The organism is Donghicola tyrosinivorans (assembly GCF_003003355.1).
Taxonomy (GTDB): Bacteria; Pseudomonadota; Alphaproteobacteria; order Rhodobacterales; family Rhodobacteraceae; genus Donghicola; species Donghicola tyrosinivorans.
Genome location: NZ_PVTQ01000010.1, coordinates 150,661 through 163,338, shown reverse-complemented (window position 1 = coordinate 163,338; position 12,678 = coordinate 150,661). Strand labels below are relative to the sequence as shown.

Annotated in this window: 12 protein-coding genes; 4 read left to right on the top strand and 8 right to left on the bottom strand. The window is 60.8% G+C overall.

Features of this window, described 5'->3' with window-relative positions; all coding sequences use genetic code 11:
• Positions 1-144 precede the first annotated feature (144 nt).
• The 8 genes from CLV74_RS14710 to CLV74_RS14675 form a co-directional block, all read right to left on the bottom strand.
• Entirely contained in the window at positions 145-930 is a 786-nt protein-coding gene (locus tag CLV74_RS14710) for a TIM barrel protein (protein WP_106266191.1), read from the bottom strand.
• 8 nt (positions 931-938) lie between these two features.
• Positions 939-1,949 (bottom strand): Gfo/Idh/MocA family protein, encoded by a 1,011-nt coding sequence (locus CLV74_RS14705; protein ID WP_106266188.1) that lies wholly within the window; start codon positions 1,947-1,949, stop codon positions 939-941.
• A 12-nt stretch (positions 1,950-1,961) separates the two neighbouring features.
• A complete protein-coding gene (locus CLV74_RS14700) occupies positions 1,962-2,861 on the bottom strand; it encodes a sugar phosphate isomerase/epimerase family protein (protein ID WP_106266186.1) in 900 nt (299 codons plus the stop codon).
• Positions 2,862-3,018: 157 nt separating this feature from the next.
• Positions 3,019-3,807, bottom strand: a complete 789-nt coding sequence (locus CLV74_RS14695; RefSeq protein ID WP_106266184.1) for an ATP-binding cassette domain-containing protein — start codon at positions 3,805-3,807, stop codon at positions 3,019-3,021.
• Positions 3,808-3,816: 9 nt separating this feature from the next.
• Positions 3,817-4,890 carry an ABC transporter permease gene (locus CLV74_RS14690; protein WP_106266182.1) on the bottom strand — a complete coding sequence of 358 codons (1,074 nt, stop codon included), beginning with the start codon at positions 4,888-4,890 and terminating at the stop codon, positions 3,817-3,819.
• A 111-nt stretch (positions 4,891-5,001) separates the two neighbouring features.
• Positions 5,002-5,940, bottom strand: a complete 939-nt coding sequence (locus CLV74_RS14685; RefSeq protein ID WP_106266180.1) for a substrate-binding domain-containing protein — start codon at positions 5,938-5,940, stop codon at positions 5,002-5,004.
• Between the two features lie 347 nt (positions 5,941-6,287).
• On the bottom strand, positions 6,288-7,322 hold the full coding sequence (locus CLV74_RS14680; RefSeq protein WP_106266178.1) for a LacI family DNA-binding transcriptional regulator: 1,035 nt from the start codon (positions 7,320-7,322) through the stop codon (positions 6,288-6,290).
• Positions 7,323-7,402: 80 nt separating this feature from the next.
• A complete protein-coding gene (locus tag CLV74_RS14675) occupies positions 7,403-8,410 on the bottom strand; it encodes a LacI family DNA-binding transcriptional regulator (protein WP_170108071.1) in 1,008 nt (335 codons plus the stop codon).
• A gap of 116 nt (positions 8,411-8,526) precedes the next feature.
• Here CLV74_RS14675 and CLV74_RS14670 point away from each other — a divergent pair, with 116 nt between their 5' ends.
• From CLV74_RS14670 to CLV74_RS14655, 4 genes are read left to right on the top strand one after another with little or no spacing between them, the layout of a single operon-like run.
• Complete coding sequence (locus CLV74_RS14670) at positions 8,527-9,531, top strand: Gfo/Idh/MocA family protein (protein ID WP_170108070.1); 1,005 nt, start codon at positions 8,527-8,529, stop codon at positions 9,529-9,531.
• A 3-nt stretch (positions 9,532-9,534) separates the two neighbouring features.
• Complete coding sequence (gene iolE, locus CLV74_RS14665) at positions 9,535-10,446, top strand: myo-inosose-2 dehydratase (RefSeq protein WP_106266172.1); 912 nt, start codon at positions 9,535-9,537, stop codon at positions 10,444-10,446.
• A gap of 12 nt (positions 10,447-10,458) precedes the next feature.
• Positions 10,459-11,622 carry a Gfo/Idh/MocA family protein gene (locus tag CLV74_RS14660; protein ID WP_106266169.1) on the top strand — a complete coding sequence of 388 codons (1,164 nt, stop codon included), beginning with the start codon at positions 10,459-10,461 and terminating at the stop codon, positions 11,620-11,622.
• Complete coding sequence (locus tag CLV74_RS14655) at positions 11,622-12,665, top strand: Gfo/Idh/MocA family protein (RefSeq protein ID WP_106266167.1); 1,044 nt, start codon at positions 11,622-11,624, stop codon at positions 12,663-12,665. The genes CLV74_RS14660 and CLV74_RS14655 overlap by 1 nt, the downstream gene beginning before the upstream one ends.
• The last annotated feature ends 13 nt before the right edge of the window (positions 12,666-12,678 follow it).

Below are 12,678 nucleotides of genomic sequence, written 5' to 3'. Positions count from 1 at the left end.
CAACACCAGCACGCCCAATGGTGATTACATCCAAATCAAGCATCCCAAATTCCCTCCATGCACCAAACATTCAGCTTGGTAAAAATACCGCGGGGGTGAATTGGCCCAAAATGGGCCAAGAGGGGGCAGAGCCCCCTACCCCGATCAAAGCGAAGCTTTGATAAACCCGATGCTCTCGGCCAATGCTGCCTGACCATCGGCCAAGGCGTGGACTTCTTCTGCGAAGGGTTCAAAGCTGAAGGGGCCGTCATAGCCTGCCGCCAAAAGCGCCTTGATCTGGGGGATGTTTTCCAGACGGTCCGCGCCATCGACCAGCACTCGATTGGCGTCCAGCATGTCATCCACCACCACATCGGGATCGACGACGCCCGAGATATGCACAAGGCCGGTCCATTCGGGAAAGAACTCGGTCTCGCCTGCCAGATGATGGTGGAAGGTGTCATGCATCAGCTTGTAGGTGCCCTCGCCGCCTGCCGCCTTGATGGCCTCGATCGCGACCGACTTCTTACGCATGGAGGAAACCGGAAAGCCCAGAGGCTCGACCAGACCGGTCAGGCCGCGCGCATCCAGAATGGGCTTCATGGCTTTCAGGCTTGCTACCAGATCGTCAAACGAAACCTCGGTACCGTCGTTCAGCGGGCACATGACCAGCGCCATTGCCCCGCAGGCGGCGGCGTAATCGGCCATTGCCTCGGCGCGGGCGGGCAGATCGCCGGACCAGACGTTGAACGGGTAAAGCGCGTTGATAGACAGGATTGTGACCCCTGCGGCCTCGGCGGCTGCCTTGACCTCTTCGGGAGTGCGGGTGCCGACGACATCGGGGATGTCGTTGCGGATTTCGACCTTCGAGCACCCTAGCGCCTTAGTCATGGCAAAGAACTCTTCCAGCGACTTTTTCGGCGTGCAGATGTGGTTGATTGCAAAGTCCATGGGAAGCCTCAGTTATAAAGCGCCGGACGGGCGGGGTAGGAAATCTCGACCAATGCGCCTTCGTCCTCTTGCGCGGTCACGCAAGCGTCCGAGGTCACAGCCGCCATATAGCCATCCCAAGAGGACGGGCCTGCGGCGGTCCCCGCAGTGGCGGCCTTGATAAAGTCGGTCAGTTCCACGTCGTAGCTGTCCACAAAGCGATCCTTCCAATCGGTCAGGATTTCGTTTTGCAGGGTCGCGTTCAGGCGCTTGGTGATGGCGATGGGTTCGGGCAGCGATGCGATGCCCTCTTCGCCGACAACCTGACACTGGATGTCATAGCCGTATTTGCAGTTCACGAAGATCTCGGTGTTGATCACGGTGCCTTTGGCAGTCTTCAGGGTCACGATCTGCGGGTCGCGCAGCTTGGCGTGGCTGGCAGCGCAGGTGCGCGGAAAGGTCACGCGGGCCGAGACATAGTCATCGTCCAGCAGCCAGCGGAACACGTCGATCTCGTGGATCAGGGTGTCGTGGATCGCCATGGGCGTCACGTATTGTTCGGGCACTGTGGGGTTGCGGTGGGCCGCATGCACCATGATCGGTGCACCGATCTGGCTATCGACCACCTTTTTCAGGGCCACATAGCCCACATCATAACGGCGCATGAAACCGACCTGCACCAGACGGCTGCCGTGGGCGACTTCGGCGTCAACGATGCGCTTGGCGCCTTCGGCCGTGGTGGCCAGCGGCTTTTCGCAGAAGCAAGGCTTACCTGCGGCGATTGCGGCCAGCACATATTCCTCATGGGTCGCACCCCACGAGCAGACCAGCACTGCGTCAACCGTATCACTGGCGATCAGGTCCTGTCCGGTCTCGAACACCTGCGCGTCGGGGCAGAGGTCCGCTTGGACCGCGCGGGCGCTGTCCAGATTGACGTCCGACAGGGCTGTGACTTCGACACCGGCCAGCACCTGCTGGATGCGGCGGGTGTGGTCGCGGCCAATCATACCGGTTCCGATTACACCGATTTTGAGTGTCATTTGGTGCATTCCTTATTTGAAGTATTTGTCGACGTAGCGCTGCATTTCCGCGCGCATGAAGATGCCGGATTCGTCCGCGCGCTCTTCCCAAGCGAAGACGCAGGCGGTCATGATGCCGTCAAAGCCGATCTCGGCCAGCGTGCGGTAAAAGTCATCCCACGGCACCTCGCCCTGACCGATGTTCAGGTGCTGGTGCACGCGGGCACTGCTGCCCGGCGGGTTGATGATGTAGCGCAGCCCGCTAGAGGCCTTGTGGTTGAAAGTGTCAGCGATATGCACGTGGGCCAGCACATCGGCGCATTCGCGCAGCATGGCCACCGTGTCATCCCCGAAATAGAAGGTGTGCGGCGTGCAGTAGAGGAACCGGACGTTCTTGCTGTTCACTGTGCGGATCAGATCGACCGAGGGCTGAAGGGTTTCGACCCAATCCTCGGGGTGGGGCTCGATGTTCAGCTGGATGCCTTCGCGCTCCAGAATGGGGACCAACTCGTCCATGGACCGCCACCATGCATCCTCGCAGGCCTCGATCATGGAGCCGGTGTGGCAGCAATAGCAGGTGCCTTTGTCAGGGTGCGGGCCACGGCCGAATTCGCTGTTCATGGTGTCCACGCCCATTTCGACCGCGATCTCGATGGCGCGTTTCCAGTGTTTGATGGCCGCTTTACGTTCGTCCTCATCGTTGCTGGCCCAACGGTACATGGGCAGCAGTGTGGCCACTTCGACCTCGGCGTCTTTCAGAGCTTTCTTGAAGCTTTTGATGCGGTCCGGAAACACGCGGGGGGCCTTGAACCATTCCAGAAAGTCACCGCGGGGGGACAGTTCGATATGGTCATAGCCAAGCTCTTTGACCTTGCGGGGCAGATCCTCAAGGCTGAGGTGCCGGTGCATAAAGGGGTCGAGTGCGATTTTCATAGGTCAGACCCTTTCGTCGGGTTGCAGAAGACAGGTCCACCCGCAAGGCGCGGGCAGAAATCTGGGGTAGTCGTGTCCGTTCAGGACATTTCAGGGACCGCCCCCGTGGAGAGGGAGGAAAGGCGGTCCCTTTGACCGGCTGGTTGCCCTTTGGCGATTACATCGCCTCGGGGAACTCTTCGCCGGTTTTCGCGCCGGTGATGTAGGCGACCACATCCTCGGGCTTGATCGAACCATCGATGGTCAAGTTCGCGCAGATGCGGCCCCGACGGAACACGACGATCCGGTCCATCAGATCAAAGACCTGCCGCATGTTGTGGCTGATCAGGATCACCGGTTCCTGCTGTTCTTTCAGGGTCCGGATGATGTTTTCGACCTGAGCGGTTTCCTGAACGCCAAGCGCAGCGGTGGGCTCGTCCATGATGGTCAGTTTCGAATGGAAGGCGGCGGTGCGGGCGATGGCCACACACTGGCGCTGACCGCCCGACATGTTCTGGATCGAGTTCAGGATGTTCGGGATTTTCACGCCCGTTTTCACCAGACCCGCCATCGTCGCTTCCCGCATCGCCTTGTTATCAAGGATCGAGAACGGCCCGAGTTTGAATTTGACCTTCTCGCGGCCCAGAAACAGGTTCGAGGGGACATCCAGATCATCGGCTAGCGCAAGGTTCTGGAACACGGTTTCAATCCCGGCTTCACGGGCCTCGATCGGGCTGTCGAACTGGGTCGGCTGGCCGTTCAGGATGATGTCGCCACGGGTGCGCTGTTCCACGGCTGTGATCTGGCGCACGAAGGTGGATTTCCCCGCCCCGTTGTCGCCCATGATGGCCACATGCTCGCCCTTGTGGATCTTGAAATTCGCCCCTTCCAGCGCATGCACGCCGCCGTAGTGCTTGGTCAGATCGCGCGTCTCAAGGACGACTTCCGCATTGGTATAGTCAAGCATATCAGTCCCTTACATCCGGCTCGCGTTGCGTTTCTGGCGATACTGGTCAAGGACCACAGCGCCGACGATGATGATGCCTTTGACCATTTCCTGATAGTAGGCATCCAGCTTGAGGAAAGTGAAACCAGAGATAATCACCCCGAAGATCAGCGACCCCAGCACAGTCCCAAGGATCGAGCCTCGGCCACCGGACAGGGACACGCCCCCGATCACGGTCATGGCGATGGCGTCCAGTTCGTACATCACGCCCATACCGGCCTGAGCAGTCAGGTTCTTGGACGACAGGACGATTGCAGCCAGAGCGGCCAGAGCGCCTGCGATGGTGTAGACCAGCACCTTGTGGTGCTCGACCTTGATGCCCGACATGCGGCTGGCTTGCTCGTTCGAGCCGATGGCGTAGGTGTGCTTGCCGTAGACGGTGTACTTGAGGATCAGGTGGAACAGGATCGCAAGTGCGATGAAGATGAAGACCGGCATCATACCCGCGCCAAGGGCGGCATAGCTGTCAGTCGGGAAAGAGATCGGCTGACCCTTCGACCACCACTTTGCAGCGCCACGGGCGAAAACCATCATGCCAAGGGTGGCGATAAAGGGCGGAATGCGGGTGTAGGCGATCAAGAGGCCGTTAATCGCGCCCGCCGCGATACCCACGGCCAGACCGATCACAATCGGCACGATCACCGGCAGATCGGAAATCCCCGCCCACATCAACTTGGGGTTCACTACACCGGCGCTGATTTCAGCGACCTGAGCGAAAGACATGGCGATCATGGCGGTCACACCCACGATCGAGCCCGGTGACAGGTCAATCCCGCCAAGGATGATCACCTGCGTCGATCCCAGTGCGATAATCCCGATAATCGCGACCTGAAGGATGATGATCTTAAGGCGTGCCTCGTTGAAGATGCTGTCAAAGCGGTCGGCGCTGTCGAACAGCAGGCTCTGCCCCATCAGCAGAGCGCCAAGACCTTCGAAGATCCCGACGATCAGCAGCAGCGCGAAGAATACGTTCCACTCCGGCGCGCGCGCTTTCTTCTTTTCATCAAAGGTCAGACCCCCGATGCCATGCGAACTTTGCGACATGTCTTGCTCCCAGATAATGCTGCGCGGTGCGTCCCGCGCAGGGACAAAGCGGCGCCTGTTCCGCCGCTTTGCCTTTTGTCTCGGGGATGCCCGAAGGCGCCCCGTTCTTGCTTACTTGGCGTAGTTCGAGAGGTTCGCAGGGGTGACCAGTTCGAAGGGGATGTAGACCTTCTGGTCCACCGCCTCGCCTGCCGCCAGCTTCAGCGCCGCGTCCAGCGCGCCTGCGCCCTGACCGGCTGCGTTCTGGAAGACGGTCACGTCCAGATCACCGGCGGCCATCGCTGCCAGCGCGTCTGCGGTCGCGTCAACGCCGCCCACTTCAACCGATGCCATATCGATGCCTGCCGCTTTCATCGCCTGAATGGCACCGATGGCCATTTCGTCGTTGTTGGCGATCACAGCGTCAAAGGGCTCGCCCGCCGACAACCAGTTGGTCATCAGATCCTGTGCCTCATCGCGCGACCAGTTGGCGGTCTGCTGATCGACAACGGTGATGAAGTTGCACATGTCGGTGCCCAGAATGTCCTCGACGTCCTTGGTCCGCTGAACGGCGGCCTGGTTCGACAGCTCGCCCATCAGGACATAGGCACGAGCGCCGCCGCCCTTGCCCGCTGCGCGCAGGTTTTTACAGATTTCAAAGGCTTCCAGCGTGCCGGACTCGATCTCGTTCGAGGCCACAAACGCCTGGTTGTCGGGCAGGCTGTCCACGTTGATGGGCTGGCGGTTCACATAGACCAGCGGCACGCCGGCGGCCTCTGCGGCTGCGGTCATCGCCTGAGTGGCCGAAGTGTCCACGGGGTTCACGATCACAGCATCCACGCCCGAAGCGATGAAGTTGTTGATCTGGTCAAGCTGCTTGGCCACGTCGTTCTGCGCGTCCTCGACCTGAATTTCGACGTTGTCCATGCCGTCGGCCATTTCAATCATGCCGTTGCGCAGAACAGTCAGAAAGTTGTCGTCGAACAGCGCCATCGACACGCCGATGGTTTCGGCGCTTGCGGTGGTGACCATCAGGGTGCTTAGGCCAGCGGCCAGAAGTGTCTTTTTCATGTCTTTCCTCCCATGCCGGCTCCGGCGGGCCAGCGGTGCTCTCATGCCGGTGGCGCGGCCCTCGGGCTTTGCCGTAACCCCCACGCCATACAATTACCGCGTGTGGACCTCCTATCGTCAGGCAAGAGGATATCGTTTCCGCACATTGGTGCGGATTGGATCACCAGCCGTTCCCTTTGCGGGGATTGGCGGGGTCTTCGCAGAAACGATTGTCCTCCCAGACTGGCGAGATTCTGAACCTCGCCGGTAGCGGGACCATGGTCGAACGGATAGGGGTGCGTCAATCCGACCCTCAAATATCACATCATTCATGATGTATTTCTTGGGAGAATTTTGATGTGATTACATCACCCGAAAGATTCAGGCAGATAGACCTGCGGCTGGATAAAACTCTGGCCCGGCGTCTCGGAGCTACCGTGTTTGACCACGTTCACCATCTTGTCGATCATGTCGGTGCACAGCTCTTGAAGAGGGGTCGAGATGACCATGGTCACGAAGCCGTCGGTCAGGGCGGCGCGGCTGTCGATGGTCAATTCGTTCACCACCAGCGCCACCTGATGGGGCTGTGATACCTCGCGCAGGGCGGCAATAGCCCCCTCCATCCCGCCGCCCGCCACATAAAGACCGCGCAGGTCGTTATGCCGGTCCAAGAGGTCCAAAGTGGATTCATAGGTCAGTTGCCGCGTCTCTAGATTCACAAGGCTGTCCAGCACCGTGAAGCCCGGCGCGCTGTCGCGGACATAGCTGCGAAAGCCGGTCTCGCGCAGTTCGTGGCCGTGCCAGCGGTTGCCACCCACAAAGACCGCCAGCTTGCCCGGCGCCTTGGCCGCCGTGGTCACCATCCACCCCGCCATACGGCCAACCTGCATATTATTAAGGCCCAAATAAGCCTCGCGGATGCCTTGGGCGAAATCATTTAGCAAGGCAAAGGTCGGCGTTCCGGCCTCTTTCAGCTGTCGCACTTCCTGCGTGATGTTCTGATGGTTCACCGCCGAGCTGCCAAGCACGTCGATCTTTGGCGCGATCTTGCGGATCTCTTTCAGAAAGTCCTCGGGCGTTTGCGAGGCCGAAAACCGGATGATCGCGCGCCCCCTGATATCGGTGCGGGCGGCGATGGCGGCCTCGATCTCTTTGGCGAAATTCTGGTAGAACTGCTGCTTTCCCTTGTGCAGGACAAAGCCGAAGGTGATCTCTGGCAGAGCCGCGTCAATCTGCTGATCAATCAGGGCCGCAGCGTGATAGCCGATGCGGTGGGCGGCCTCGGCGATCTTGCGCACGGTATCCTCGCGCACGGTGCCGCGACCGTTCAGGGCGCGGTCCACAGTGGCTGTGCCGACACCGGCGGCGCGGGCCAGATCCTTGATCGTCGGTCGTCCTGCCATGTCTGCCTCCGCTCAAATCCATGATGCGAAATGATCATGGGCCGAGATGATCGCATCATCAAGACTGGCCTAATGACGATTCAGAGGCTTTCCCGAAAATAAATCCGAACGGGCGGCTCTGTACTTTCCACTTTCAGCGGACTGCGCCCAAAGGCATCTGCAACCACGTGCAAGGCGATGGCCACCTCTTTCACGGGGTCCTGATCCAGCACCGCATCCAACACCCCATTTGCCAGCAGGGCGCGGCGTTCGGATGTCAACTCATGGGTGAAAAACATGACCTGCCCCGCAAGCCCCTGCCGTTTGAGTAGGTCCGCAATCGGCATCGTGCCCGCCGAGGCGTTGTAGATCGCCGCGAGGTCGGGATGAGCCGCGAGCGTATCCCCCACGAGCGCCGCAGCACGCGATCCTGAATCCCTGCTCTCTCTAAGGGGCAGCAGATTGCACCCCGGGAACCTCTCGGCGATGACATCCCGAAATCCCTGATACCGAGCGGCCTGCCCTGCCATCGACATATGTCCGGCGATCGCCAATATCGTGCCGCCAGCCCGCCCGAGGCAGCGGCCCACCAGCTCTCCGGCAACGCGGCCCGTGCGATAGTCATCAGGGCCGACGTGGCTGACTCCTTTGGCCAGAATGCGCGTAGCGAGGGTGATGACAGGCGTGCCCTCGGCCGCCAGTTTCTCGAGTGTACCGGCCAGAGCGGCCTCTTGAGGCTGGCTCACGATGACGGCGTCATAGTTCGGCGCGATTTTCGAGATGGTTTTCGCAGGGGATTCGTCAGGGCCCACGTAATAGACCTTGGTTTGCAGGTTATAGGGGTTCGGCCCCTTGTTCTGATCGGCAAAAGCCTGCGCCAGCACCGCGTGAAAAGGGTTTTCTGGTGGTTGTAAGAAGGCCGCCACGCGCAAGGTCCGCGCCGCCCGCAGATCCAGCGCCCGATCCAGACGCAACTGCCGCGCTGCCGCCAGAACGCGGGCTTCTTTGTCTTTGGCAACGCCGCCGCGGGCATTCAACACGCGGTCTACAGTCGCGGGCGAGACCCCCGCCACCCGTGCCACATCCGCTGCCGTGACTTTGCTGCCCATCCGTTTCGATCCGCTTTGATGACATTTCATCAAATATGGGACTGCCGCGCGGCTTTTGGCAACCGTATTCCAGAGGGCAAGCAAGGCTGCGGCTTTGCAATGGGAGGATGTATCAGATGAAACTAGCTTGTTTCGGCGCGGGCCGGATCGGCGGCGTTCACGCACGCAATGCCGCCGCGCAACAGGGCGTCACGCTGGCCGCTTTGGTGGACCCGATTGACACGCCACAACGGGCCGCATTGGCGGCAGAAACCGGCGCGAAGATCACCTCAACTGAAGAGGTGTTCGCGGATGCCTCGATCGACGGGATCATCATCGCCAGCAGCACCAATTCCCACGCGGGCCTACTAGAGCAAGCGGCCGACAGCGGCAAAGCGGTGTTCTGCGAAAAGCCAATCAGTCTGGATTTCGCTCTGACCGCCGCTGTCGTGGAAAAAGTCGAGGCCAGTGGCATCCCTTGTATGCTTGGCTTTCAGCGCCGCTATGACGCCAGCTTTCTGGCTGCTCGCCAGCGGATCGACAGCGGCGTTACCGGCCCCATTGAGCAACTTAGCATGTGGTCCCGCGATCCCAGCCCGCCGCCGCGCAGCTATGTGGAAACCTCGGGCGGGATGTTCCGCGACAGCACCATCCATGACGCGGACATGCTGCGGTTCTTCCTGCGCGAAGAGATCGCCTCGGTCTATGCGGTTGGGGCCTGCCTGATCAGTCCCGAGATCGGTGCAGCGGGGGATATTGATAGCCTGATGATCACTGTCACCACTGTGTCTGGCCGTCAGGGCCAGATCACCGCCTGCCGCCGTGGCCCGATGGGCTATGATCAACGGCTTGAGGCCCTTTGCGCCAATGAGGTGCTGACCATCGGCAACCAGCCCCAGTCCATGCTGTCGGTCGCCAGCCCTGCCGGTGCGCTTCAGGCCGCGCCCGAAAACTACTTTATCGAACGGTTCGCCCAAGCCTACCGAGATGAGATGGCCGCCTTTGTCGCCATGATCCGTGACGGCACCGCCCCTCTGGCAGGTATCCGCGACGGCTATGAGGCGCAACGTCTGGTCGAGGCCGCCATCGTCTCGGCCAAGACCGGCCAGCCGGTGCAATTTGGCGCGGATTGGAGGCCCTGACCCGTGAGTGTTAACGATTTTCTGCCCTATGGGGTCCGTCTTGGGGTCAGCCCTTTGTCTTGGACCAATGATGTGCTGCCTGATCTGGGGGGCGATAACCCATTGTCCTCATGCCTGAATGAGGCCGCCAAGGCCGGATATGAGGGCGTTGAACTGGGGCGTCTGTTTCCCCGCGATGCGGTCACCTTGAGGCCGATGCTGTCTTCGCACTGGTTGAAACTGGCTTCGGGCTGGTACTCGGGCGAATTGGCCAGCCGTGATCTGCAAGCGGAATGCGCCGCCACACGGGGACACGCCGCGCTGTTGCAGGCGATGGGCTGTGACGTGATGGTCTACGGCGAAGTGGCGATGATGGCAGGGGACGCGCCTTTGGACGCGCCCATGTCCACACGCCTGACCCTGAGCCCTGACGAGGCCCGCGATTACGCCGATCGCCTGAGCGAATACGGCGCGTGGCTGGCAGGTGAATTCGGGTTGGCGCTGGCCTATCACCACCATCTGATGATGGTCTGCGAGAGTTTGGATGAGGTCAGCCGCCTGTTTGACCGTGCGGGCCGCCGCCTTGGGCTGCTGCTGGATACAGGGCACGCGGCGGCGGGGGGCTTTGACTATGCCCGCCTGATTGACCGCTTTGGCGACCGGATCAACCACATCCACCTGAAGGACATGCGGGCCGATGTGATGGCCGATGTCCGTCGCAATGACTCCAGCTTCAACGATGGCGTTCGCGCGGGAATGTTCACCGTCCCCGGTGACGGCTGCGTGGATTTCGCCCCCATCAAGGATTTCGTCCAATCCGGCAGCTATCAGGGCTGGCTGATTGTCGAGGCCGAACAAGACCCGCAAATCGCCCCGCCCCTGCCGGCGGTAATGCGTGCCCACCAGACACTTCGGACCCTGTTTCAGGGCCAATAAAGGAACCAACCCATGACACAACGTATGAACATCGGCCTGATCGGGTCGGGCTTTATGGGACAGGCCCACGCCGATGCCTTCCGCCGTGCGGCGATGCTGTACAAAGACCTGCCCGCGATCCCGCATCTTTACATGCTGGCCGACGCGTCCGAGGCGCTGGCCGCCGATGCCGCCGCCCGTTTCGGCTTTGAGAAATCCACCGGCGACTGGCGCGCCTTGGTCAATGATCCCGATGTGGATGTGGTGGATATTACCTCGCCCAACATGATGCACTTTGACATGGCGATGGCGGCGATTGCCGCGGGCAAGCATGTCTACTGCGAAAAGCCACTGGCCGTCACCGTGGATGAGGCCGAACAGATGACCGCCGCCGCCAAGGCCAAGGGCGTCAAGACGATGGTGGCGTTTAACAACGTCAAAACCCCTGCGGCGATGCTGGCCAAACAGATCATCGACAGCGGCCAGATCGGCACGCCCATGCGCTTTCGTGGCTGGTTCGATCAGGGATTTTTCAACGATCCCGATCTGCCGTTCTCATGGCGCTGCACCCGTAAAGAGGCCGGATCGGGCGCTTTGGGGGATTTGGGCAGCCATGTGATCTCGGTGGCCCAATACCTGATGGGTCCGGTGGCTGAAACTGTGGCCCAGACCCAGACCTATTTCCCCACCCGCCCCGTCGCCACAGGGGCGGCGAACTACAGCGCCAAGGCCGACGCAAACGCCGAGCGTCGCGCGGTGGAAAACGAAGACCAGATCCAGACGATGGTGCGCTTTGCCAATGGCGCAGGCGGCACGATCGAGGCCAGCCGCGTCTCGGCCGGTAAGGTCTTTGGCGTCTACTGGGAAGTCTCGGGCACCGAAGGCACCATCCTGATGGATGGCGAGCGGTTCAATGAGCTTAAAGTCTCGCGCTTTAATGATGAAAAGCCGGATCGCGGGTTCAAGACCCTGCTGGCCGGATCGCAGGTGCCGCAGTTCTCGGCCTTCTTCCCGTTTGATTTCGCGGGCGGTGGCCTTGGCTATTTCGACGTGAAGGTGATTGAGGTGCGCGACCTGATCACCGGTCTTTATGCCGCCGATGACTGCTATCCGAACTTTGAATTCGGGCTGGAAAACCAGCGGATCATTGACGCGATGGAACGCTCGTTGGCCAGCCGCACGTGGGAAACCGTGTGATGGGCTTTCCCGACCATTTACCCACGTCCCGCATTCCTGATCCGATGGAGGCCCCGGCCCTGCGCTGGGGCATTCTGGGGTCGGGCTGGATTGCGGAACAGTTTATCCGCAGTGCCCGCGCCCATACGCGGCAGGTGTTTCAGGCGGTCGGATCACGCAGTCAGGGCAAGGCTGATGCCTTTGCCAAGACATGGGATATCCCTACTGCCCACGGCACCTATGAGGCACTGGTGGCCGACCCCGATCTGGACGTGATCTATGTGGCCACGCCCCACAACCTGCACTTTGCCCATGCCAAACTGGCGCTTGAGGCAGGCAAGCATGTGTTCATCGAAAAGCCCATGGCGATGACCCACGCCCAAGGCGCGGAACTGGTGGGTTTGGCCCGCGCCAAAGGCCTCTTTCTGGCCGAGGCGCTATGGACCTACTTCCTGCCCAAATTCGACGTGCTTCAGCAGGTTCTGGACAGTGGAATGCTGGGAGAGATCAAGTCGGTCCACACGGAGTACGGCGAATATTTCGCCCGCGATCACCGGATTTTCGATCCCGCTCTGGCGGGTGGGCCGCTGTTGGATCTGGGGACCTATCCGCTGTCGTTCATCACCAAGCTGCTGGGGGTTCCCAGCCAAGTGACGGGCCTTTGCCAGATGGATGAAAGCGGCGTGCATGGCCAGTTGTCTTTGGCAATGGCGAACGAGAACGGCAATCAGGCGACGCTAGCCACGACCCTATATGGCTTTACCCCCACCAATGCGGTGGTGGTCGGCACCAAGGGCACGATCCGGTTCGGCAGCGAGTTTAACCTGCCCGGCCCGTTCACCGTGGCCTCGGCCGACGGCAGCTTTCAGCTGCACTATGAAGAACCCGTGGGCCGCCATTATGAGGGGCTTTATTATGAAGCCGCCGAGGTCGCCCGTTGCATTGCCGCAGGCAAGGCACAGGCGCCGTCGCGCCCCCAGCAGGCCACATTAGACATGCTGACTGCGCTGGATCAGGTGGTTGCCGCATTGAACATCGACTATTCGGCGGCCGCGTCTGAATAACGGAAAAGGGCGC